Here is a 20,714-nt window from a genome sequence, read left to right as displayed (position 1 = left end):
TTGCTTTTATTGTAGATGATGGATAACGCTTACAAAACCCGAGCATTTCTAGAATGGTGGACTTTTATTGGGTCTTGCCCGGCAGATGGATGACGATGCTTGTCCCCTTGCCCGGAGCGGAATGAATGCGGATGCCGTATTCGTCGCCGTAGGCCATCCGGATCCGCGAAATCGTATTTTTGATTCCGACAGAAGCGGATTCCTTGTACAATATCGCGTCGATCCCCTCCTTGCTGATCCCCCGTCCGTTATCGCGCACCTCGAAATAACGGCCGTCCTCGTCGATCCAGCCCCGGATCGTGATTTGCCCGCCTTCTTCCACGCCGCTGAATCCGTGCAGAATGGCATTTTCCACAAAAGGCTGGAAAAGAAGTCTTGGCAGCTTGATCTCGTAGAGCGCCGGCTCGATCTCGTAAGCAACCGTAAACTTGCCTTCGAACCTGGCGGACATGATAAAGAAGTAGTTGCGCATCCATTCCAGCTCCTCCGACAGATGAACGGCTTCCCAATCTTTCCGGGACGTATAATGCAGCATATTGGACAAGCAGACCAGCATCTTGCTCAGCTCCGTCTGACGGTTTTCGAGAGCCGTCCAGTTCATGATATTCAGCGTGTTATACAGGAAATGAGGATTCATCTGCATGTTAAGCGCCTGAATCTCCGCTTCCTTCTCCTTCAGCTTGATCTCGTAATTTTCTTTCACGAGCATGGCGATTCGGTCGTTCATCCGGTTAAAGCGCTGGGACAGGAGGCCAAATTCGTCCTTGCGGTCCACGTCAACGCGGGCTTCGAAATCCCCTTCACCTACCGAACGCATCGCGCTCATCAGCTTTTTGATCGGAACCGTAATTCGGCTAATGATGAAATAAGCAAACACTAGAGCTACAACGCTTAAGGCGATGGCGCTCACTATGGTCGATGTCCGGAGCACCGGTACCAAGGAGCTTACGAGCGCGGATTGCGGCGTAATGACAATCGACATCCAGCCGGTTACTTCCGAACGGGCGAAGCTTACGATCTGGTTATGCCCGTTCAGCTTGATCCGCTCGCTCCCGCTGCCCTGCTCGCGGAAACTATTGATCCAGTATTCGTCGAAACGCTTCGTTACCTGGGACTGGTCGCTTGAAGCCACGACGATATTGTCGGGGTCAAGCACCATGTAGGAGGAGCCCGCCGGGATACTCCGCTCGAACAGCTCGTCCATCACCGTCGACTTGAAGCTGATCGTGAGCACCGGGCGCTCGACTTCAGGCTTCAGCTTGACCAGCGTGCTGTCCTCCATGTGAGAGAAGTTAAGCAATCGGGTTGCGGAGAACAAGTAACGGTAATCGATCGTCCCGTCTTGCAGCCACGGCTGATCGTACATCTTGATGAAATCATAGGTCGGGTACCAGACCATCTTGCCCCCTGCCTTAACCGCTTCTTTGTAAATCGCGGACAGTACCGGATTACCGAGCGGCATTAGCATGGTGCTTCCGAAGGTGTAATACGAGGTCCATAGCTGCGCGGAATAGACATCCGCATTCTGGGAGAAATATTTGCTTAAGATGGCGGTAACCTGCCGGTCGGCTGCGACAAGCTCTTCTTCTTTCGCCGGGTTCAGATTATTGAAAATCTGGAACAGGTCCTTGTCCACGAACAAGGACCTGCTATTCTGATCGACGATCCCCAGCTTGGTGTCGATCACGTCGTTATTTTTCATCACGACATCGTAAACATTGTTTTGCGCCTGCTCGGTAACGACCTTTAAGCTTGAATTGTAAAACAGCGTGCTCAGCACAAGCAGAGGCAATGCGATAAGCGTCAGATAGCTGAGCAGCAGCCTTAATCGAAACGTCATGATCTATCCCCTCTCCCCGTCTGCGGACGCAGCGTATGCTTGTAGGCTTCCGGCGACAAGCCAACTTGCCGCTTAAAAATCCGGGTGAAATATTTCGTATCCCGGTAGCCGCATTGCTCCGCGATTTCGTAGATTTTGAACCGGCCGCCGGCGAGCAGCTCCTTCGCCGCCCTCATACGGGCCTCCGTCAAATGATCGGAGAACGAGCGTCCGGTGCGGCTCTTCATCAAGGTACTGAAATAGGAGGGATTGAAGTGAAATTGCTCCGCTGCCATCTCGAGCGTCAGATCCTCCGCGTAATGCCCCTGAATCCAATTCAGGCATTGCTCCACCGCCAGCTCGCCGCTGCCCTGCTTCCGCTCCGTCAGCGATTTGTGCACCTCGGCCAGCCTGCCAAGCATCAGCTCCATCAGCATACCGCTGCTGATACAAGACGGAATGGCTGTGGAAGCGGTATCCGCGAGAGCGCTTCCAACCTGCTGGTCGATGATGCCGGAGGTCCTGCTCTTAAGCTTCATTAGCGTCAGGGACGCATAGTTTTTCATCAGCTTCGGCTCCGTGCGGCCCTGCGAGGCCAGCTCGGCAAAGGCATCCCGGCACATCGCCTCGGCCCTTGCGAAGGACTGCTCCTGCAGCGCTTCGAACAGTTGCTCGCCATCGAGCTGGAAAACAGCGCTCGTATTGCCCAGTCCAGCGTCAGGCTCAAAGGTCACGACACCCTCCCAGACCTCGTGGAAAGCATATTCCAATGCTTCTTCCGCCTGTCGGTACAGGCTCGAGATATAGGTCTCGGCAGGTTTCACCCTATGCTCTTCCCGCAGAGCCGCAATGCCATGGGATACCATGCCGCAAGCTCGCCATATCTCCGTCTGCCTCATCAGGCTGGAGCGCAGCTCCTCTATCCCCTCTGCTGGCTTGCTCTCCCGCTTCAAGACGGTCACCAGACGAATGCTGTGCTGCGATACCGTCTGCAGAGGGAACACGCAAGCCTCGCCATAGGCGGATACCCGCTGCTTAAGCTGTTCGACCAGCTCCTGCACGGGAAAAGCTTCTCCTTCAGTGCGGATTTCCGTCAATACGAGAGTGTTCATTTGAGCAAGCAAAGGCCACTCTTCAAGGTCAACCGGTTCGCCCGGGGAAAGCTCGCCGTTCAGCCATTGGTGAAGGAGCCGGCTCCTGTAGGCGGAGGATGCCAGCTCAAGCTTTTGCTTCATTTCGGCCGATTCGCCTCGCTCCCGCTCTTCTTCCGCAAGCTGCCGGTCGAGCCGCTGCAGCAAAACCTCCACCTTGTCCATGTCAACGGGCTTGAGCAGATAGTCGTAAGCGCCGTGGCGGATCGCTCTTTGGGCATACTCGAACAAATTATAAGCCGATACCATCACTACCTTGGTCTGCAGCTCCTCTTCCTTCAGCCGCTGCAGGAACGCAAGCCCGTCAAGCTTCGGCATTTGTATATCGCTAAGCACGACATCGGGCTGTTCTTCCCTAACCAGGGCAAGGGCGGCTTCTCCGTCCTTGGCCGTTTTCACCTTGGCGCCCGGGCGCATCATTTGAATCATGCCGGCCATTCCTCGCAAATGCCGCGGTTCGTCGTCGACGATCAATATGTTCATGGGACTAGTCCTTTCCACCTTCTGATAAGCAGGCTGTTTTCTAATACAGTACTACGCGCCATGACGCTTGAATAGGGGGATAAGGCTTCAACTATATTCCAATTGCTTTTCATAAACTCTTTCGGAATGAGGAATAGTATTGGAGTATGAGGTAAAATCGACGTGAAATTGGAAATGGAGGAAAGTCAATAATGTCTGCAAATGATACAAACGGCACTCATGCGGCAGCCGCGGGCGGTGCAGCCGATAACCGCAAAGCGGCAGGCGAATCCGGTCTGACGCTTACGACCAGACAAGGCCATCCGGTATCCGACAATCAGAACACGAGAACGGTTGGCAACCGCGGTCCCGCTACCCTTGAAAATTACCATTTTATCGAAAAAATCACCCATTTCGACCGCGAACGCGTTCCTGAACGGGTTGTACACGCCCGCGGAGCAGGCGCACACGGCTACTTCGAAGCTTACGGCACGTTCGGCAACGAACCGATCGGCAACTATACGAGAGCGAAGCTTTTCCAGGAAAAAGGCAAAAAAACGCCTGTCTTCGTCCGCTTCTCAAGCGTTATCCACGGCGGGCATTCGCCGGAGACGCTCCGCGACCCGCGCGGCTTTGCGACCAAATTTTACACGGAGGACGGCAATTGGGATCTGGTGGGCAACAACCTGAAGATCTTCTTCATCCGCGATGCGATGAAATTCCCGGACATGGTTCATGCCTTCAAGCCGGATCCGGTAACGAACCTGCAGTCGATGGAGCGCTTCTTCGACTTTGTCTCGAATTCGCCGGAAGCGACCCATATGATCACATTCCTGTTCTCCCCTTGGGGAATCCCGGCGAACTACCGCCAGATGCAGGGCTCCGGCGTCAATACATACAAATGGGTAAATGCGAAGGGCGAAGCGGTATTGGTCAAATATCACTGGGATCCGCAGCAAGGCGTCAAAAACCTGACTCAAGCCGAAGCCGAGCAAATTCAGGCGAAGAACTTCAATCATGCGACGCAGGATCTGTACGAGGCGATTGAGCGTGGAGATTACCCGGCCTGGGAGCTGAAGGTGCAGATTATGGCGGACGGCGAGCATCCGGAGCTTGACTTCGATCCGCTCGACGATACGAAGCTGTGGCCGGAAGAGCAGTTCCCGATGGTGCCGGTAGGCAAGATGGTGCTTAATAAAAACCCTGAAAATTATTTCGCCGAGGTGGAGCAGGCGGCATTCGGAACGGGCGTATTGGTGGACGGGCTGGACTTCTCGGACGATAAAATGCTGCAAGGCCGCACTTTGTCCTACTCCGATACCCAGCGTTACCGCGTAGGCGCGAACTACCTGCAGCTGCCGATCAACGCGCCGAAGAAACGCGCCGCAACCAATCAGCGCGACGGTCAAATGGCCTTTTATGTCGATGTCGCTCCGGGGCAAAATCCGCATGTGAACTACGAGCCCTCGAGTCTGAACGGACTTTCGGAGGCCAAAGCTTCCGGTATGCCGCATGAGCCGCATTATGACGCGAATCTCGTCCGGCAGACGATTGACCGGACCAACGATTTCGCACAGGCTGGCGATACGTTCCGCAAGCTGGAGCAGTGGGAGCGCGACGAGCTCATTCATAATCTGGGCGATGCCTTGTCAACCTGCGCGCCCGTCATTCAGGACAAGATGCTGTCCAATTTGACGAAGGCGGATCCGGAATACGGCCGTCTCGTGGCGGAAGCCATCAAGAAGTCCTCCGCTAGGAAGCCGGGACACGAAGGCACCTTCCCAGCCCGCGAGGGGATGGAAATCGCCGAGGAGCTTGGACACAAAACGGATGGATACTAAGCCTTCACGGAAACATTAAATAAACAAGGGCTGCCCCCGCGTCAAGCCGATTGACGTCCGGGACAGCCCTCTTTTATTATAAGCGCCCATTTTCCCTGCATACAGCACCATTGCTATAGCCATTTCATACAATAAGTTGACTGTATCCCTTAACCTTGTTAAACCATAAAAACCCGAGCAAGGAGGGGTGACAAACTTGAAGGGTATTATACTATAATGAAATAATCCTTGATATATAAGGGCTTTTCATGCACAGTATAGTTATCTGATGCAAATTTGATGCAAATCCAGAAGGGGCTGTTATTATGGCTAAAATGAAGGAAGGCAGCAAAACTAAAGACGGCATCTACGTCAACGAGGACGCTAAGAACGGCAAGCCATACTGGTTTCAGGTCATGGTTAATGGTAAGCGAGTAACGAGGCGCGGCTTCCGGACGCGTACTGAAGCGAAGAAGGCGCGTGACGAGGTAATGGTCGATATGAATCGTGGCTCTTACATAGACCCCGCGAAGATGACCTTTGGCGAGTATTTTCTGGAGTGGCTGTCGGGCCGGAGCAACATCGAGGAATCTACTCAGGAGCTTTACATGTCATATTACAATACCCACATTAAAGAGCGAATCGGAACCATGGAGCTTTCTAAGCTTGGACCCTTAGATATTCAGAAGTTCTTAAAGTATCTCCGGACAGAAGGGAGCATCCGAGGCGGTGGCCTCAGTGATGAAACGGTCAAGCGGATCTTCGTAACGATTCAGGCTTCACTCAATGACGCCGTCACCTTAGAGATACTTGATAAGAACCCCACAACAAAGATACCAAAGAATGAACGGCCGCGCGTGGAGAAGAAGGAACGGCAGATCTGGAGTAATGACTCTGTCAAACATGTCCTATCAAATAGCAAGGGCTCCACTCGCTACTGGATCGCCTACTTCCTTGCTGTAATGACCGGGATGCGTCAAGGCGAGATACTTGGCCTCAAATGGTCTGATATTGACTTCGACAAGAGAACAATCACGATCCGCCGCAGCCTTCGTAAAAACACTGGTGAGATGAAGAAGGTTAAGACCCAAAAGAGTAACCGGGTCATAAGTATATCGCCATTAACGGCTGCCTTCCTGCTCGAACATCGGGATATTATCGGTGTGGAAAAGCGTAATCTGGGTAAGCAATATGAGGAGAACGACCTCGTTGTCTGCACCCGAAGGGGAACGCCGGCTCACGCCACCAAAGTACTGGATACCTGGTATACGCTCTGCAATAAATTCAAGCCAGCGCATGAGCCTTGGATAACTTTCCACGATCTTCGTCACCAGAGCGCCAGCATCATGCTTAATGAGCGCGAGGATATCCGTGTTGTCTCTGAGCGACTGGGTCATTCGACGGTAACAACGACACTGAACACCTATTCCCACCTGCTTCCTACAGGCCAAGAGCAAGCTGTCTTATCGTTGGACCGTACTATCGGTTTTGGTTACGAGGAAGAAGACGAGAAATAAAAAAAACAAGAGCAATTACTGCTCTTGTCCGTTAAACCATTTATAGAATGATTCCTTTGGTATGATGATCTTTCGCCCGATCTTGATAACCCTAAATTCCCCCGAGTTTACAAGCTTATATGCTTGATTCAACCCAATTCCTAGAATGCGCCGGATGTCAGCTACCTCCAGTGTCTCCGGCTCATATCCTTCCTTGTAAACGTCCATTTCCCCTCACCTCACTCTATTGTATTCTCTCTTACCTTGTCCCCATGTTGTCTAATCTTCGCCACCCTCGTCCGTTTTTTCAACAGCCAGGTCAAGAGTTAGAGCAAGCTTATAGAATGCCTTCCATCGGATTTTGATGTATGTTCCCTTGCTGATCGGCGGGTTAAAACTCTGGTTGTAAACCTTCCAATCGTAAACGTAATCCTCTTTCATGTATCGTTCTTCGATGAGCAGTCGTTCCTTCGGGTGCAGCCGCCTTACTGCGCGCTCGATCCGTTCACAGTATGCCCGCCGCGCTGCCGGAACGTCCACATTGTGCATTGCGATGCTTGCTGTTTGATCGCTCGTTGTACCGGTGTAGCTACGAGGCATGTCGCTGTATCCTGCCGTCGTGCTGGCCTCGCGTTCGTCGAAGGTGATCGTCTTGAAGATCCGATATTTCTCCAGAGCTGCTTCAACAGCGGCTTGCGTCCTTCTCCGGTCCAGCTCCGGCAATTCGAAGTATTGTTGTTGCATAAATCACCTCGTGTGCTCCAGGTTTTTAACAAATGCCATCGATGATATCTTGCTTCAACGCCATTGAATTGCATAGAATGCGAGCATATTCCTTGATTTCATCATACATACGATCTGACACCGCCCGCGACTCGCTATCCTCTTTCCGAATGGCTGCAAGTTCATCTTTAATCCGGTCGATATTGGACTGTAGTTCTTCAATTTCCCGTTCTTTTTCCGTCATAATGCTGTTTGTCAATTGCCATTGTGGAATAAGATCCGTATGGCGGTCGTGAATGTTTTGTCGCAATTCACCGATCCTGCTCATGGTTGTATCGATAATGTTTTTGACAATCGGTTCAGGGAAAGGCAATGAGATGCGATAACAAGTAATGAGCCTCTTAATATTGACGTCGGTAACCATGATAATATCTTGGTACAGGTAGTAGTTCGTTTTTGAAGTAACCGTATCGGTTAAAGCGTCTTGTACAATGAGTTGGGACTGCTCAAACGCATTTGCTATCTCTATCGTTATTTCCGTATTAATCTGGTCGATGTCCTTACGGGATGCAGAATTCAACCTCCTCACCCGCGTCATCCATCGTTCTTTAAAGTGGTTCGTAATTTCAGGTGTTTTCAATTCCCCAACCTCCTTGTATCTCAATATTCATTTTGTTTCTTCTTTTCCGTTCTCGTCAGTCGTTACTGACCAGCCACATTTACAACTACGGTGGAACTTATTCGGGTACTCACCATCATCGGCAATCAACTTCCCTGCACCATTGCCGATTTTATCGCTACCGCATAAACGGCATTCCGCATACTTTGCGCTTAACTCCAAAACCTTGGTTAGCTTCACCATGCATACCACCTATTCATTCAGATACTAAAGCCCCGATCCGGATGAACCGGGGCAACTCGATTAAACTTTAAAACTAAACCAGAACGCTGCTACCCAGCAGGCGACAGAGAAAATGACGGCTCCAATTAAGCCCCAGTTCCAGTTCTTCATAAAGGCAACTCAGACTGATTTGGATCTACGGTCACCGTGCCGTCCTTATCGATCTTGCCCCGGACACCTTCACGCGGTTCGGCGTGGAATTCCTCAAGGCTCATCTGCGACTCCTTGATCGCAAGTTCAACGTCAGCGCCGGCCATCTTATAGAACTCGAACGTTTGAGCTGCCGACGCATCGCCCTTAACCTCGAAGTCGAGGACCGTCTTCTTGGAGTCCTTTGACGTCTTCTTGAACTCGGCCGTCAGTTCGACATCAACACCGGAGATCGAGAGGAGGACCACCGAACGCGTCATCTGGTTCAGCTCCGGGCGCTTTTCGTCTTCACCTTTCAGGTAGAATTGAAGACCTTCCTTTTTGCTGTCCTTCGTTTGCTTATTGAAATGAGCTTTAACAGTAATTTGCATGGGATAATTGCTCCTTTATATTTGAGATTATTGGCCGCTGCCGATAAGCTTCTGTTTAATGCATTCGAGGTAAATGAGCTGATCTGTGATCTCTTGCTGCGCATGCTCGATCCATTCAATCAGGCTGTAGCTGTCCAAGTTAACCAGTTCGCCGTATTTCTCCAGCCCCTTGGCCTGCTGCCCGATAAAACGTTCCAGGATAGCGCTAAGCACCGGATTCTTCTTCATTTCATCCATAGGACACCTCGTTGCTTTTTCGTTCATAATCCAGCCATTTCATGCGGATATCCTTAATCTGTGCCCCGATCCGTTGAAAGCTAACGCCGAGATAAACTCCGATTTCTCGCATCGTCATGTCGTCTAACAAGCCTTTGACAATCTGCTGTTCTCTAGGTTTCAGTGTCTCAATGAACTCTTCAACAAGAGGCACTGTAGGATCAATGTCCGGAGTTCCAAGCGTATCTAGCAAGGTTGTTTCATCATCGAATGTTATAGGAGCATCGGCTGAATAAACATTGCTATCAATGAAGTGGAGCGCGTCCTTGATTCGCTTAATCGTGACTCCGTAACGGGCGGCCATGTCCTTAATTGAAGTTCCGTCAATATCAAGGCCATCCTTTGTAATCGCAGCTGCCGTTTCCTTCACGAGCACTGGTACATATATCTGTGACACTTTGTTCTTATGACGTTTAATCTGACCGATGATGCAGCGCGTAGCATATGTTGAGAACTGCAATTCGCTGGTAGTATCAAACCTAGCTGCTGCGTGAATCAACCCCATGCAACCAGCAGAAAAGAAGTCTTCATAATCAAGAGCTGCGTCACGGTTTGCCATTGCCATTTTGTTTGCATACTTGCTGACAAGCCCCATGTTCTCTGTAACCAGATAATGACGATCTTCCGTAAGTCTCATTTGGCGAACAACCTCCTTTCGGAAACCCTGCCCAGTTTGGCCAACCGCTTGTTCTGCCGGCGCATCAGTTCCGCCTCCGCCGCAGCCTTGTCCGTCATTGAGGCTCTATCGTCGTTGAAGGCAATCTCCCGGAGCTGCTGCTTCGTTGCTTTTCTCCAGTTCATAGTGGCCTCCCTATCCTGCGATAGCCTGCAGCACTTCAAGCTGGAAGGTAGGTAGATCGAGAGCCAGCTGCCCGCAGTCGCTTTGTTTAATCGCTCTTGCCATTTGAGCCAACACGTAGGCATCAACCACGTTGTTGCTGCTGCTTTCGAATCCCCAACGTTTATAGATCGGAACCGCCATCGCATCCTTCGGCGTGTTGCCCTTGCCGGTTGCGAACTTCTTGAGCTGCGATGGAGTGATAATCGTATATTCAAATTTCATGCGGTATAGCCATTCTCGGATCATCCCGCCAAGCTCGTACTGGAAGCTCACTCCTTTGCCTTGCGAACCGAACGAGTAGCCTTCCAAGCAAATGATGTCATCCGTATGCAAATGGGTTATGATTTCGTCAACCAGTGTGACAATTCTTTTGGGATCCACGCTGCCGACTCCGGTCAGTTCTTTCCGGCGCAGCACCTCTCCGGCTTCATCCAGTGCCACAAATCCTGTTTTTGATGATGGGTCAATTCCTACAAATCGCATGCTATTTGTTCCACCACTTTCGGTTTAATTTTGAAAGCGACAGGGAACACCGTGGATGACTGCTGCTTTGATCGCTTTTCCAAAGCGTCGCGCAATTGTTCTGCGAGTGCTTTTCCTAAGTACCAAGCGACCCGGGAAGCGACCCCATTGCCGACTATTTCATACATTTTGCTCAAGCTGATCGTCTCCGGAAAACAGTACCAGTCTGGGACAGATTGGATCCGCAGGCATTCCCGAACTGTGAATCGACGCGGTCTATAGTGATTAACGCTCGTCACTTCATTCGGACATTTGGCGCGGTATTGTGCTATTAGCGTTTTAGCCGGCACCGATCCGTCATTAACTGGAATTCCAGTTCCATAGTTTGTTGTCGTCTTGCCATCAACTACGTTCTGGATGTATTTCGGCAGTGATACCTCAGGATCATGATTTTCTGGTCCTGGATGGATTTCTGCATGATCCAATCTCGAGCAGTTAACAGTCCACCCTGGCTTACCCCAGTCCGCCGTATATGAACGCTGGAACGACAGGTTTTGATTTTCCTTGACCGTTGTTGCTTGTGTCTGAATATGTGCGTTTGTCCCGTCATTAGGCTCAGGCAGATCCCCAATAGCATCCCGCAGCACTTGCGTCCTGTAATCTCCGTCCATTGGTTCGGGAAACTGGAATTCAAATTTAAGGTCTTTTCGGATACCAACGATAAACACACGCTCACGCTTTTGTGCAACTCCGTAATCCCAAGCCATCACAACTCGATATGAAACGTTGTATCCGATCCGTTTAAATCTCCGCAGCAGTTTTTCGAATGTCTTCTTGTGGTTCTTGCCTATCAGCCCTTTTACATTCTCGAATACGAATGCTTTCGGTTGCTTCACCTTGATGATTGCTAGGTAACGGAATACCAACCGTCCCCGGCTGCCCTTTTCCCCGGCACCTTGTCCAGCTACACTGTAATCTTGGCACGGAGGGCCTCCTGCAATGATGTCCGTGTTTGGGATGTCTCTAGCTTTGATCTTCGTGATGTCGCCATGTACAATGTGATCACCGATGTTATGACGGTAGGCTTCACATTGCTTTTTCTCAAAGTCATTCGCCCATACAAGGTTGTATCCAGCTGTTTTCAAACCTACAGCCATTAGCCCGCCGCCAGCGAACAGCTCTGCGGCGGTAAAGCCGTTGCTCGGCTGCTGCGGCGTTGCGTCGTATAACATTCCAGCATCCTCCTTTTCGTTTATTCCGGGGTGGAGCTGACAATTTGCTTTCCCCATGATACTCGCAATTATTGAAAGTGCAGGCTCTTCCCATCTCATCCGTTTTAAAAACCCTGTCTGCCCTCCGCCGCTGCCGAATGCACCTTTCATGAAGGCTTTTTGCTCATCAATGGGCAAGCATTTCCAATTGCTCCCCGGAAGAATTTTATGTGCATAGGGCTTTTCGTCGTTTCGAAGACCATAGCCATAATGGTTACTGATCATCGGGGTTCACCTTTTTCAAAACAGCCCAGCATTGAACGTCATGCGTTTTGCCGGCGTACTTATACGGGTGCCTCGACGACTGCCTATATTTGAGCTCCATGCGGTCAATGCTTGTCTTCCCTTGATTGATCAGCTCATATCCGCGCTTCTCGAGGTCCGTGATAGCTCGATTCAATTCTGCTTCGTTCATCCGCCTGATCGTTACCGGCCGTAAGATTTTGTCCGTTTGTCTTTTCGGAAGCGTGAAGACCTCGGCAAGCACTTCTCCGTTATCGCCTTTAATGATCTCTTGCGGCACTTCCTGAAAGATCGGGTCCGGCCGCTTCATTCCCGTTTACCCATCCGCGCCTGGCTCCACGGGATCAGCATTTCAATCTTGCGATATTCCGGCCGTGTCTCAGCCAGCTTGGTGTTTTGCTTCTTGGTGTAGTAGAGAACCGTTTCCTTGCGGATCAACTCGTTATGTTCGTTACAAAGCGGTACAAGGGCAAAAGTAGTATGAGAGCGAAGCTTGCAGCCGGGATACTTACACAGCGGCCGAGGAGATAAATTGTTCATTCCTTACACCTCACTTTTCCTATATTCACGTGCCACATGGCACATCTTGTCATAGAACCACATCAGCTTTTCACGCTTCTCCGGGTCGATCAGGGGATCACCGATCACGACAGCTGCGTCAGTGATTCGTTTCAGTAACTCGTTGTATTCCTCATCGTTGTTGACTTGGTCAGGTATCGCCTTAGCCATCAGGCAGCACTCCGTTCCAGGTCAACGAACTTGCCATATTGCTTGAGGAAAGCCATTTCTATGGTGAAAGTGCCGACGTTCCGGCCCTTAGCGATGATAAGCTCGATGATGTTCTTCTTCTCGGTGTTCTTGTCGTAGTAGTCTTCGCGGTGTAGGAACGTAATGATGTCCGCGTCCTGTTCGATACCACCCGCCTCCTTGATGTCGGAAAGCATTGGGCGCTTGTCCTGCCGCTGCTCGACTCCCCGGCTGAGCTGGGCGAGAGCAACGATTGTAATGTCGCATTCGCGGGCCAGCAGCTTGAGGGATTTCGAGACATACTCGACCTCTTCGCGCTTATCCTTAAACTTCCGCCCACCGCTGATCAGCTGGATATAGTCGATGTATACGACCAGGTTCGGCTGCTCCTTAACGAGCTTCTTAACCTCGCGACGGATATGCTGGATAGTCATCCCGGGCTCGTCGTCGATGAAGATTGGCAGCTGGTCAAGCTCGTCCCGTGCAAATGAATATTTGAGCCAGTCATCATCGTCGAAGGAGCCGCTGCGGAGTTTCGAGTGATCAATGTTAGCCATGGTGCAGATCATCCGCTCCGTCACCTGCAATTCTGGCATTTCTCCAGAGAAGATGGCTGCTGCATAGCCGTCCTTAGCTGTCTGAAGTGCATCGCCATTCATGTAAGCCGTCTTGCCAACCGAAGGCCGCGCTGCGACGATCTCAAGCTCTTGACGTTGATGCCCACCTGTTATCGCGTCGAGCTTCTTGCTTATGGTTCGAGCGCCGGTCATACCGCGCTTCTTCTGCCGTTCTTCGATAACTTCCTCATGACCGTTCAGTACGCCGCCCATTTTCTTGAGACCGCCGCTACTGCCCGGACGCTTCTGCATCTCCTGAAGCTCCTCGATCTTGGCAGCAGCTTTACTCAAATCAATCCTTTCAGATCCGGCATAACTCGCAAAGGAGGCGGATGCTTGTCTGTTGATAAATGTCTCTCTCACGATGTATTGATAGCTCATAAAGTTGTTGGCCGTTGGGACTGAAGCTGCAAGTTCGCTGAGATAAGACATGCCGCCGATTTTCATGACATTGGAGCCAGCTCGCTGGACCAGCATAACGAGGTCTACCGTGCCCTCGATTTCATAACAGTACTGAAGGGTTTCAAGGATAAGTGCATGCCGATCATCTGCGATGAATTCCTCAGGTCGGAGGTAGCAGTCATCCATAAGGTCCGGTTGTTTGATTAGGGCACCAAGGACGGCTGCTTCAGCTTCGTAGCTCATGCCTGCTCACCATCCAGCTTCACTCCACAGAATGGGCAGAACTTAATGTTGAACCAACTTGGAGCAATTCCGCCTTTCATTTCCCATCCACCGCAGTAATCCCAAGAAATCACTTGATATTCTTCTTGCTCTTCGCATTCATGAATAGAATTAGGTTCACTCAATCTCCGACACCTCGCTTTAAATGTAATGGCATGCTCGTTGCTGCTTGTTCCCATTGAGCCTTGAGAAGAAACCGGTCTTCCGTCTCTTGCTGAAGCAGTTTGATTTGCGGATCATGCCGGACGATATCCGCTATATCCGGGAAGAAATTGCTTGTGTCGATGTGCCGGTTGAGATTCGCCAGCCCTGCGGCCGCATCTACGCTTGCCAGGCGCTCCACCCACAATTCAAGAATTTGAGGATTGCGTCTGAAGTCAGGTGCTTTATTCGGGTAGGCTGCGGTTGCCTTCGCCAAGAGCAGTAAAACTTGATCCCTGGTCAGCGCCGCCACCCCCTAATTGGTTTTTGAAGAAATCTAGGTTGGAATCGAACTTGTTACCGGATGTTTTAGCTAACCCTTCCGGATCCACTGTTGGGTAGTCCTCATACCTCTTTTGGTTTAAAAAGGTGGAAGGGTGAGGAATGTATCTCGCTTCCGTATTAAGCAGCTCGCATGTCTTTGCGAAATTGATCGTATTAGTGATGATTGCGTTAGGATCGAAGTCTTTCTCCTTGGACAATTTGGTCCAGGCTTTTAATGCTGCTTGTTTAGATATCTTTCTTGGGTATGAAGAGTAGAAATCATCGAACGTTACATTTTCTTTAAATACTTTCTTTAAAGATATTTCTTTATTTGGGGGTACGATCGTATACCCCTGAGTAATTACTTGAGGTATATGATCGGATACCTCTAGAGGGATACAATCGTATACCTCTGAACTTGGTTGTAGAGGGGTATGATCGTATACCTCTGGGTCGTCTTTAGAAGCCATCCCCGCGACCTCCCATTCTTCATAATTTTTATTGAAGGAAAGCTTTCGAGCTGCATTGTAGGTAGCTTCCTTGGTCACCTTGAGGACCCTGGCTTCGATCAACGACTTCAGTTCCTTTTTAACGGTGACCTCCGACAGGCCGGTTGTCTCATGCAGAAAAGTAACACTGAAATCGTGTTCCTTCCGGCTATATCCGTAGGTCAACCGCCATACTTTCAAGATGATCCGAAGCTGTGAAGCGTTAAATTTGTAGCGGCAGATCTCGTCCAACAGCTCATTCGCCACCGGCGTGAAGCCGTTCTCCTTCTGCGGCGTTGCCATTGTGCCTCACCAACGTTCAATTTGCTTCTTCTGCTAATACTTCGCGCACTGCACGTGCCAACTGGTGAGCAAAGTGGGTGACTGGTATCGGGCATTCAATACCCGATTCTTCGAGTGCAGCCGTAAGCTTTGCTTCAATGCGATCCTCCGTTGTTTGTTCGACCGCATAACCATTTGCAATAGCCTGCATGTATTTAAAAGGTTCTACAGAAGCGTATTGCCTCAATGTTTTTGCATCTTCATTACCGGTAATGAAACCATCTGGATTAAGAAGAAATCCCGCGATTTTTTCTTCAGAAAACTTCTTCTCCCAGGTTGTAATTACTCGATCGAAAGCTTCGGCCACCGTTTTAGGTACCTCGACCGGTTCGGGTTGTTGTCTCTTTAGTGCAGCCAACTCAAGTCCGACTCTGCCGAGATCGCCAACCGCTTTTTCTTCAGTTTTCTTTGCCTCTGCAAGTTCCCCGTTCATGATGCCGATATGGTCCAGTAAGCTCCGGACACAGGCGTACCTGCCGTAAATGTTCTCGATATTCTTCAGCTGATCCCAGCTCAGTTTTTTGTTCATTCGATTCGCCTCCTAAGAATAAAGGTCTAATTCCCGGTAATGCTTGATGTGCTTGATCTTCTTCGTTGACCGGCAGTAGTCGCAGGACTCGCATCTTTCCGGACCTGCCTGTCCACTCTTTACAGCCTTCACTCGCTCTATATGTCGCTCCACGATGCCAAGCTGCTGCTCTATAGCTTCATAGTCGAAGTAGATGATTTCATGGTCTGGCGGGTCTTGCTTCGTCACAACAACCAGGTGAGGGATCAGCCAAACGTCACGGCCGGTTGCAAGTCGCTCAATTTCTGCGTAAACCGCCATCTGCAAGGTGTAGCCGTAATAGTCGAGGAAGTTCTCATACCGGTTTGCTTCCTTGTTCCAGAACTTGCCGTCGATCTCTTTCAGGGCTTTCAAATCCCCGAACATCCCGACGCCCGGCTGGTAGCTGTCGATCATGATTTTCCACTGGATCCCGAATAACTCGGCTGTGAAGATGACTTCCTTTTGCCCGGCCAGCGCCTTCATTGCAGTTGGGTCCGACTCAAGGGTCTGGATCATCTTGTCGCAATGTTTGAAGTTCGATTTAAGCTGCCCGGCTGTCGCCCCCCGGCTGCTGTATATGTCTGGATTGGCTTCTCTAAATTCATCGAGCGTCCCTTGGTTCCATGCGTGGACATAGTGCCCCTCGTCAAAAGCCGTCTTATCCGGCCGTTCGTACAGTCCGGCGAGCTCTGCCATACTCTTTGCTTCACAGCCACCGTAAGCGGGCAGGAAGCCTTTGAACTGGCTGACGCTCATGTATCGGAGATTGGCGGCCCGGCTGAAGTAGTTATTCGGATTGAGCTTCAGTTGCGGAACCATCGTTAACCACCTCGTACTCCGCCTCTACAACGTTCAGCGGGCTTGTTTGCTGAGGCGCAGTCTTTTTGTTGAAGTCAACATCTGCAGCATCCTCGAATGCTCTTGCCTGCTCGATCGTATCGAAGTCCAGTTCAATGTTTTTGCACAGTCGGCGAAGAACCGTCTTCTTATACATCTCTCCGGTGCTTACTTCCCAGGCTTTAGAGAATTTGCCGGTATCCTTGGATTTCTTGGAATAGTTCTCTTTGATATGCTCCATTTCAGCGATGCTCATTGTCTCGTAAAGCATCCCGCCATCATGGAACAGAACTACAGCGAATGCGCCAACAATGTCGCCGTTATTGAATGGAACCGGTGCAAATTGGATTGTTTGCTGACCATCCGTAATGTTTTCCTCGAAGACGTCACCAGCTCGAACGAGTTTGGCGTAAATGTCTTTCACCTTGCGGACGCTGTACTTTTTAGCAAGTTTACGCTCGCCTTTGTAGTCGGTTTGGAAGTTCATCGAAGCGCCGTACGGAATCGCGTAGCATTCTTTATTAAAGAAATCGAGCCCTAGGAATGCGCCCTTCAGCAGCGTCCTAGCAACGGTCGTCGGCTCGCACTTCTCGATTCCGTAAGTATCTTGGAGCACTGTCATGCAGTTTTGGATGAACCTGGTTTTATTAAAGCCTTGCGGCATTGCGTCTTTCTTAGCTTCAATCAGTTTTTCAAGGTTGTTATGGATCGTAATAAGCTGGGTATTAGCGGCCATGTTAGACCTCCTCGATAATTTGGTGACAGTTCCAGCAGGTGACAGCGTCATACGTGCGACGCTCCTTAAAATCCCGGACTGTCTGGATATAAACATCTGCATCGCAGCAGGGGCTTGTACGACCTCGAAGTGTGTGCTTTGCTTCGAATTCTTGGCGCCGGTAATCATCGGCTTCATCTTCAATAGCGATCGGGTTTCGTTTGTAGGTCATTTCGTTAAATCCTCAAGCACTGAAATATGGTCTTCAAGTTCCTCAATTCGCTTTTGCAGCTCTTTGTTTTCGTTCTCAAGTTCCTCGACTTCGGTTTGAATTTCTGAAACCTCGTCGATCCATTCGTCAAGTCCTTCACCTGCGAAGTCCGATAGCGAACTGAGAATGTCCCATGTTCTGCGTTTCGTGTCGGAAATGTCGTCGCTAAAATTGCGCATTGTACTTTCAAGGTCAGCGATTCTACGTGACGTCATTTTTCTTCTTCCCCTTTTGCCAGCTCCATGTTAAACTGACTTTGAATTTTTTTTCTTGCGTGAGACTGTGAAGGGGTAGGAGCCTTAACAGTCTTTTTTATTGCAGCGAGCTCGTCCCATGTTGGGCGCCGCTCTTGCCGTTCGCCCCATAGAGGCCGGCTGAATCGGTCAAGGTTCGGCTCATTCATTGCCGGACACCTCGTAGTAGTTAATCGCCTCTTCCAAGGTGTTCAGCAGCATCAGGCTGACATTGGAGAAGTCGAGGTTGCCTAATACCCTGCGGAAGTCAGCGTCGCAGATTGCTTCAATCCAAGACCCGCTCATTGCGCCAGCACCTTTGCATGACCGGCGCGGATCGTCTCTTGCGCTTTAAAGTCGGCAACCATGCGTGCTGCTTCATAACCTTTCAGGACGCGAGTGGCGTACACTGGACCGCTCGTAAGACCTTTTTCGTTGAGCATTTGAATAAGCGTCATATTATCGCCTCACTCCTCATAAGATAGCGGAGTATCAGGTTGTGTCATTTTATGACACTCCGCTTCAAAAAAATTTGCAACCGGCACTTTAAACAACTCACTCAGCGTTGCAATCTCATCAACATAGAACCGAGACTTTCCGTTTTCTTTCTTGGAATAACCGCTCTTGGAGATTTTCAATGCTTTCGCTGCATCCTCAGGTTTAATACCGCAATTTATCCGAGCTGCCTTAACCGTGATAGTGAATCCCTCGGGCAAACTGTTCACCTCCTTTCTGTCGATCATGCTCGTCGTGTCATCTGGCGACACCCATACTATACAACGCCGAATTTTACCTCGTCAACCACAAAAAGACACAAAAAAATAAAATAGTTGTATTCGTGTCTTATTGTGGTTTATACTGTTTTCAGGCCATTAATGAAGGAGAATTTAAAATGAATCAGCTTAATGACTCAAAAAATTTTTATTTTCAGGTCGGCAAAAACATAAAAAAATTCCGCGATCTGAGAAACTACAGCCTCCAGGTCCTTGGCGAAAAGGTTGGATTGACTAAGAAGACAATCCAGCGTTATGAGCTTGGTGAGATCCGAATTACTATGGATCGCCTCAAGGACATCGCTGCAGCTCTTGATGTGACAGTCACGCAATTGACTGAGGGAGCATACCAGTTTCTCGGGACTGAGGTAGCTGAATCAGAACATGTTAGCCTTCCAGTCGTAGGAAAGATATCCTGCGGCAATGGCCAAATCGCATACGAATACATCGAAGGCTACGAAACAACACCGCGCTCCTGGATCAACGGCGGCGAATATTTCTACCTCAGAGCAAAGGGCGACAGTATGCAAGGAGCTCGCATTTTCGACGGCGACTTATTGCTGATCCGCAAGCAGGAAGAGGTTGAAGACGGGGAAATCGCGGCTGTATTGATCGGGGAAGAAGCGGTCTTGAAGCGCGTATACCGTCAAGGCACAACGCTTGTGCTTCAATCGGAGAACGCAAACTACCCGCCGATCATTTGCACGGCAGGGGAGAATAATATATATGTGATTGGCAAGCTGAAAAAGGTTGTCATCACTTTCTAATATGCAGCCCAGGGCGAACCCGGGCTGTTTTTATTTTTGTTTATAAATGGCAGTAACCTTGCCGATAACTAGAATATCTCCGGGCATCATATCCTCGGCCTTCTTAAAATCAATAACGGATATATCTTCTTCGCTTGCAAGGGCAATAATGTCGCCATTACAATATGATTGAGTCATGATGATTTTTACAGAATCACCCTTTTGGATGACAGACAAACAGTCAGATTGTGCTTTGTAAATGAATTGATTCATGAGAAATGGCCCCCAGATATCGGAATGATGCTGCACTAGAAAGGAGAAAAGATGAAGGCACTCGAGCGGGGAGAGTGCCGGTTACGTGAACATAGAATGCGGGCTGGACTAAGCCAAGAAGATTTATCGTATGAGTTGGTCAAAAGATTTGGCCTTGAGATTTCCGCCAACATGATCAGCCAGTACGAGAATAATCGAAAGCCCATGAGCATCTATGCATTGAGAGCATGTGCAGTTATTCTCCATAGAAAAATGGATGATTTCTACACATGGACGTAACGGATTGCGAGTTATTTATCGCTCTCCCCCGCTTGGCCCTGTACCTATAGGTACTGAAAAATAGGTAATAACTGTATCTGATTTATATTATTAGGTAATTTTAATGCACAGTAAACAAAAACTGAGCGCGCTGAATTTTTTTCAGGCATACGACAAACTCCGACAACATTTTCTTTCATGACATGTTATATTGGCAAATCATAAACAAAAACCCCTACCACAACCGGCAGGGGTTTTCATGTGTATTTATAGGTTTGTGATGATTTTAGCATTGGGGCTATGCACCCCGATTAGTTCATTGACCTTGTTGTACTTGTCCCATGACATTGAGCAACCGCCGTTAACCCTATCCGAAATCTCATACTCGAAGTATGCTTTCTTGAACACTGGATCCAACAACTTGATGTTGTTCAGATTAACCGCGTTGTTCCTATCCACGATCATGAAGTTTGTATAGCCGGAGTTTCTGATCAGGTCAACCCAATATTCGAACGTGCCGGCAGCGTATAAAACCTTGTTGCCTATATGGAACATCACCCGTTTCAATTTCCGGCTATACTCCAGATAATCCACGTCGCTAATATTTGTTGGAATCAAACCAGTTTTTCCGTCTATATCTCCCGTTAATGTGACCATGGTTAAATCAATCCCCCTACTTTAAAAGTACTTCAGGAGCATCCTCGCTGTACACCAGCAGCCAGCTTTGTG

The 20,714-nt window shown here is 49.6% G+C and carries 31 protein-coding genes; 3 read left to right on the top strand and 28 right to left on the bottom strand.

Translation table 11 applies throughout. The features are described 5' to 3' along the window. Positions 1-64 precede the first annotated feature (64 nt). Together EV294_RS01750 and EV294_RS01745 are read right to left on the bottom strand one after the other, a co-directional pair. Positions 65-1,840 carry a sensor histidine kinase gene (locus tag EV294_RS01750; protein ID WP_132303305.1) on the bottom strand — a complete coding sequence of 592 codons (1,776 nt, stop codon included), beginning with the start codon at positions 1,838-1,840 and terminating at the stop codon, positions 65-67. After that, complete coding sequence (locus EV294_RS01745) at positions 1,837-3,453, bottom strand: response regulator transcription factor (protein ID WP_132303304.1); 1,617 nt, start codon at positions 3,451-3,453, stop codon at positions 1,837-1,839. Before EV294_RS01745 ends, EV294_RS01750 begins: the two co-directional genes overlap by 4 nt. 191 nt (positions 3,454-3,644) lie before the next feature. Here EV294_RS01745 and EV294_RS01740 point away from each other — a divergent pair, with 191 nt between their 5' ends. Beyond that, positions 3,645-5,273, top strand: coding sequence for a catalase (locus EV294_RS01740; RefSeq protein ID WP_207918082.1), 1,629 nt, complete (start codon positions 3,645-3,647; stop codon positions 5,271-5,273). Positions 5,274-5,578: 305 nt separating this feature from the next. Continuing rightward, positions 5,579-6,769: a tyrosine-type recombinase/integrase gene (locus tag EV294_RS01735; protein WP_132303303.1), complete on the top strand. Its 1,191-nt coding sequence runs from the start codon at positions 5,579-5,581 to the stop codon at positions 6,767-6,769. 15 nt (positions 6,770-6,784) lie between these two features. Here the strand turns inward: EV294_RS01735 and EV294_RS01730 are convergent, their stop codons facing one another. From EV294_RS01730 to EV294_RS01635, 24 genes are all read right to left on the bottom strand, one after another. After that, entirely contained in the window at positions 6,785-6,976 is a 192-nt protein-coding gene (locus tag EV294_RS01730; protein WP_132303302.1) for a helix-turn-helix domain-containing protein, read from the bottom strand. 51 nt (positions 6,977-7,027) lie between these two features. Continuing rightward, on the bottom strand, positions 7,028-7,492 hold the full coding sequence (locus tag EV294_RS01725) for an ArpU family phage packaging/lysis transcriptional regulator (RefSeq protein WP_132303301.1): 465 nt from the start codon (positions 7,490-7,492) through the stop codon (positions 7,028-7,030). 25 nt (positions 7,493-7,517) lie between these two features. Next, a complete protein-coding gene (locus EV294_RS01720; RefSeq protein ID WP_132303300.1) occupies positions 7,518-8,111 on the bottom strand; it encodes a hypothetical protein in 594 nt (197 codons plus the stop codon). A gap of 27 nt (positions 8,112-8,138) precedes the next feature. After that, the gene (locus EV294_RS01715) at positions 8,139-8,333 is read right to left on the bottom strand and encodes a DUF3797 domain-containing protein (RefSeq protein ID WP_207918081.1); all 195 of its coding nucleotides are present in this window, start codon (positions 8,331-8,333) and stop codon (positions 8,139-8,141) included. A 146-nt stretch (positions 8,334-8,479) separates the two neighbouring features. Beyond that, entirely contained in the window at positions 8,480-8,893 is a 414-nt protein-coding gene (locus EV294_RS01710; protein WP_132303299.1) for a hypothetical protein, read from the bottom strand. A 27-nt stretch (positions 8,894-8,920) separates the two neighbouring features. Further along, a complete protein-coding gene (locus EV294_RS01705) occupies positions 8,921-9,130 on the bottom strand; it encodes a hypothetical protein (protein ID WP_132303298.1) in 210 nt (69 codons plus the stop codon). Continuing rightward, positions 9,123-9,806 (bottom strand): sigma-70 family RNA polymerase sigma factor, encoded by a 684-nt coding sequence (locus tag EV294_RS01700; protein WP_132303297.1) that lies wholly within the window; start codon positions 9,804-9,806, stop codon positions 9,123-9,125. Before EV294_RS01700 ends, EV294_RS01705 begins: the two co-directional genes overlap by 8 nt. Beyond that, positions 9,803-9,970, bottom strand: coding sequence for a hypothetical protein (locus tag EV294_RS30180; protein WP_165930553.1), 168 nt, complete (start codon positions 9,968-9,970; stop codon positions 9,803-9,805). The genes EV294_RS01700 and EV294_RS30180 overlap by 4 nt, the downstream gene beginning before the upstream one ends. Positions 9,971-9,980: 10 nt before the next feature. Next, positions 9,981-10,493, bottom strand: coding sequence for a hypothetical protein (locus EV294_RS01695; RefSeq protein WP_132303296.1), 513 nt, complete (start codon positions 10,491-10,493; stop codon positions 9,981-9,983). Next, positions 10,481-11,968: a DNA cytosine methyltransferase gene (locus EV294_RS01690; protein WP_132303295.1), complete on the bottom strand. Its 1,488-nt coding sequence runs from the start codon at positions 11,966-11,968 to the stop codon at positions 10,481-10,483. Before EV294_RS01690 ends, EV294_RS01695 begins: the two co-directional genes overlap by 13 nt. Beyond that, a complete protein-coding gene (locus EV294_RS01685; protein ID WP_132303294.1) occupies positions 11,958-12,296 on the bottom strand; it encodes a hypothetical protein in 339 nt (112 codons plus the stop codon). The genes EV294_RS01690 and EV294_RS01685 overlap by 11 nt, the downstream gene beginning before the upstream one ends. After that, positions 12,293-12,526 (bottom strand): hypothetical protein, encoded by a 234-nt coding sequence (locus EV294_RS01680; protein WP_132303293.1) that lies wholly within the window; start codon positions 12,524-12,526, stop codon positions 12,293-12,295. The genes EV294_RS01685 and EV294_RS01680 overlap by 4 nt, the downstream gene beginning before the upstream one ends. Positions 12,527-12,529: 3 nt before the next feature. Continuing rightward, positions 12,530-12,715, bottom strand: a complete 186-nt coding sequence (locus EV294_RS01675) for a hypothetical protein (RefSeq protein WP_132303292.1) — start codon at positions 12,713-12,715, stop codon at positions 12,530-12,532. Next, on the bottom strand, positions 12,715-13,995 hold the full coding sequence (locus EV294_RS01670) for a replicative DNA helicase (protein WP_132303291.1): 1,281 nt from the start codon (positions 13,993-13,995) through the stop codon (positions 12,715-12,717). The genes EV294_RS01675 and EV294_RS01670 overlap by 1 nt, the downstream gene beginning before the upstream one ends. Next, positions 13,992-14,159, bottom strand: a complete 168-nt coding sequence (locus EV294_RS30175) for a hypothetical protein (RefSeq protein ID WP_165930552.1) — start codon at positions 14,157-14,159, stop codon at positions 13,992-13,994. The genes EV294_RS01670 and EV294_RS30175 overlap by 4 nt, the downstream gene beginning before the upstream one ends. Further along, positions 14,156-14,452, bottom strand: a complete 297-nt coding sequence (locus EV294_RS01665; RefSeq protein ID WP_132303290.1) for a hypothetical protein — start codon at positions 14,450-14,452, stop codon at positions 14,156-14,158. The genes EV294_RS30175 and EV294_RS01665 overlap by 4 nt, the downstream gene beginning before the upstream one ends. Next, complete coding sequence (locus EV294_RS01660; protein WP_132303289.1) at positions 14,421-15,290, bottom strand: replication protein; 870 nt, start codon at positions 15,288-15,290, stop codon at positions 14,421-14,423. Before EV294_RS01660 ends, EV294_RS01665 begins: the two co-directional genes overlap by 32 nt. A gap of 16 nt (positions 15,291-15,306) precedes the next feature. Beyond that, the gene (locus EV294_RS01655) at positions 15,307-15,858 is read right to left on the bottom strand and encodes a hypothetical protein (RefSeq protein WP_132303288.1); all 552 of its coding nucleotides are present in this window, start codon (positions 15,856-15,858) and stop codon (positions 15,307-15,309) included. Between the two features lie 12 nt (positions 15,859-15,870). Then, a complete protein-coding gene (locus tag EV294_RS01650) occupies positions 15,871-16,698 on the bottom strand; it encodes a PD-(D/E)XK nuclease-like domain-containing protein (RefSeq protein WP_243711541.1) in 828 nt (275 codons plus the stop codon). Beyond that, positions 16,667-17,503: a RecT family recombinase gene (locus EV294_RS01645; RefSeq protein WP_243711540.1), complete on the bottom strand. Its 837-nt coding sequence runs from the start codon at positions 17,501-17,503 to the stop codon at positions 16,667-16,669. The genes EV294_RS01650 and EV294_RS01645 overlap by 32 nt, the downstream gene beginning before the upstream one ends. A gap of 156 nt (positions 17,504-17,659) precedes the next feature. Beyond that, complete coding sequence (locus EV294_RS01640) at positions 17,660-17,917, bottom strand: hypothetical protein (protein WP_132303287.1); 258 nt, start codon at positions 17,915-17,917, stop codon at positions 17,660-17,662. 180 nt (positions 17,918-18,097) lie between these two features. Beyond that, positions 18,098-18,241 (bottom strand): hypothetical protein, encoded by a 144-nt coding sequence (locus EV294_RS30170; protein WP_165930551.1) that lies wholly within the window; start codon positions 18,239-18,241, stop codon positions 18,098-18,100. Beyond that, a complete protein-coding gene (locus EV294_RS30165; RefSeq protein ID WP_165930550.1) occupies positions 18,238-18,393 on the bottom strand; it encodes a hypothetical protein in 156 nt (51 codons plus the stop codon). The genes EV294_RS30170 and EV294_RS30165 overlap by 4 nt, the downstream gene beginning before the upstream one ends. A 9-nt stretch (positions 18,394-18,402) precedes the next feature. Next, positions 18,403-18,651: a helix-turn-helix domain-containing protein gene (locus EV294_RS01635; protein ID WP_243711539.1), complete on the bottom strand. Its 249-nt coding sequence runs from the start codon at positions 18,649-18,651 to the stop codon at positions 18,403-18,405. Between the two features lie 176 nt (positions 18,652-18,827). Here EV294_RS01635 and EV294_RS01630 point away from each other — a divergent pair, with 176 nt between their 5' ends. Then, positions 18,828-19,475: a LexA family protein gene (locus EV294_RS01630; protein WP_132303285.1), complete on the top strand. Its 648-nt coding sequence runs from the start codon at positions 18,828-18,830 to the stop codon at positions 19,473-19,475. 30 nt (positions 19,476-19,505) lie between these two features. On the opposite strand, the gene EV294_RS01625 is transcribed toward EV294_RS01630, so the two are convergent. Together EV294_RS01625 and EV294_RS01615 are read right to left on the bottom strand one after the other, a co-directional pair. Continuing rightward, positions 19,506-19,727, bottom strand: a complete 222-nt coding sequence (locus EV294_RS01625; protein WP_132303284.1) for a hypothetical protein — start codon at positions 19,725-19,727, stop codon at positions 19,506-19,508. A gap of 525 nt (positions 19,728-20,252) precedes the next feature. Then, positions 20,253-20,642, bottom strand: coding sequence for a hypothetical protein (locus EV294_RS01615; RefSeq protein ID WP_132303282.1), 390 nt, complete (start codon positions 20,640-20,642; stop codon positions 20,253-20,255). Positions 20,643-20,714: the final 72 nt, after the last annotated feature.

It is taken from the genome of Paenibacillus sp. BK033, from assembly GCF_004345425.1.
GTDB lineage: Bacteria > Bacillota > Bacilli > Paenibacillales > Paenibacillaceae > Pristimantibacillus.
This window is presented reverse-complemented; position numbering and strand designations above follow the sequence as displayed.

Bases quoted from the DNA above. Each gene is read 5' to 3' on its own strand.
- EV294_RS01625 (WP_132303284.1), bottom strand. From the start codon at position 19,727: ATGAATCAATTCATTTACAAAGCACAATCTGACTGTTTGTCTGTCATC.
- EV294_RS01670 (WP_132303291.1), bottom strand. From the start codon at position 13,995: ATGAGCTACGAAGCTGAAGCAGCCGTCCTTGGTGCCCTAATCAAACAA.
- EV294_RS01700 (WP_132303297.1), bottom strand. From the start codon at position 9,806: ATGAGACTTACGGAAGATCGTCATTATCTGGTTACAGAGAACATGGGG.
- EV294_RS01695 (WP_132303296.1), bottom strand. From the start codon at position 10,493: ATGCGATTTGTAGGAATTGACCCATCATCAAAAACAGGATTTGTGGCA.
- EV294_RS01660 (WP_132303289.1), bottom strand. From the start codon at position 15,290: ATGGCAACGCCGCAGAAGGAGAACGGCTTCACGCCGGTGGCGAATGAG.
- EV294_RS01750 (WP_132303305.1), bottom strand. From the start codon at position 1,840: ATGACGTTTCGATTAAGGCTGCTGCTCAGCTATCTGACGCTTATCGCA.
- EV294_RS01735 (WP_132303303.1), top strand. From the start codon at position 5,579: ATGGCTAAAATGAAGGAAGGCAGCAAAACTAAAGACGGCATCTACGTC.
- EV294_RS01680 (WP_132303293.1), bottom strand. From the start codon at position 12,526: ATGAACAATTTATCTCCTCGGCCGCTGTGTAAGTATCCCGGCTGCAAG.
- EV294_RS01745 (WP_132303304.1), bottom strand. From the start codon at position 3,453: ATGAACATATTGATCGTCGACGACGAACCGCGGCATTTGCGAGGAATG.
- EV294_RS01740 (WP_207918082.1), top strand. From the start codon at position 3,645: ATGTCTGCAAATGATACAAACGGCACTCATGCGGCAGCCGCGGGCGGT.
- EV294_RS01715 (WP_207918081.1), bottom strand. From the start codon at position 8,333: ATGGTGAAGCTAACCAAGGTTTTGGAGTTAAGCGCAAAGTATGCGGAA.
- EV294_RS30170 (WP_165930551.1), bottom strand. From the start codon at position 18,241: ATGAGCGGGTCTTGGATTGAAGCAATCTGCGACGCTGACTTCCGCAGG.
- EV294_RS01675 (WP_132303292.1), bottom strand. From the start codon at position 12,715: ATGGCTAAGGCGATACCTGACCAAGTCAACAACGATGAGGAATACAAC.
- EV294_RS01705 (WP_132303298.1), bottom strand. From the start codon at position 9,130: ATGGATGAAATGAAGAAGAATCCGGTGCTTAGCGCTATCCTGGAACGT.
- EV294_RS01730 (WP_132303302.1), bottom strand. From the start codon at position 6,976: ATGGACGTTTACAAGGAAGGATATGAGCCGGAGACACTGGAGGTAGCT.
- EV294_RS01640 (WP_132303287.1), bottom strand. From the start codon at position 17,917: ATGACGTCACGTAGAATCGCTGACCTTGAAAGTACAATGCGCAATTTT.
- EV294_RS30165 (WP_165930550.1), bottom strand. From the start codon at position 18,393: ATGACGCTTATTCAAATGCTCAACGAAAAAGGTCTTACGAGCGGTCCA.
- EV294_RS01690 (WP_132303295.1), bottom strand. From the start codon at position 11,968: ATGATCAGTAACCATTATGGCTATGGTCTTCGAAACGACGAAAAGCCC.
- EV294_RS01650 (WP_243711541.1), bottom strand. From the start codon at position 16,698: ATGGTTCCGCAACTGAAGCTCAATCCGAATAACTACTTCAGCCGGGCC.
- EV294_RS01645 (WP_243711540.1), bottom strand. From the start codon at position 17,503: ATGACGCTGTCACCTGCTGGAACTGTCACCAAATTATCGAGGAGGTCT.
- EV294_RS01630 (WP_132303285.1), top strand. From the start codon at position 18,828: ATGAATCAGCTTAATGACTCAAAAAATTTTTATTTTCAGGTCGGCAAA.
- EV294_RS01710 (WP_132303299.1), bottom strand. From the start codon at position 8,893: ATGCAAATTACTGTTAAAGCTCATTTCAATAAGCAAACGAAGGACAGC.
- EV294_RS01725 (WP_132303301.1), bottom strand. From the start codon at position 7,492: ATGCAACAACAATACTTCGAATTGCCGGAGCTGGACCGGAGAAGGACG.
- EV294_RS30180 (WP_165930553.1), bottom strand. From the start codon at position 9,970: ATGAACTGGAGAAAAGCAACGAAGCAGCAGCTCCGGGAGATTGCCTTC.
- EV294_RS01615 (WP_132303282.1), bottom strand. From the start codon at position 20,642: ATGGTCACATTAACGGGAGATATAGACGGAAAAACTGGTTTGATTCCA.
- EV294_RS01685 (WP_132303294.1), bottom strand. From the start codon at position 12,296: ATGAAGCGGCCGGACCCGATCTTTCAGGAAGTGCCGCAAGAGATCATT.
- EV294_RS01655 (WP_132303288.1), bottom strand. From the start codon at position 15,858: ATGAACAAAAAACTGAGCTGGGATCAGCTGAAGAATATCGAGAACATT.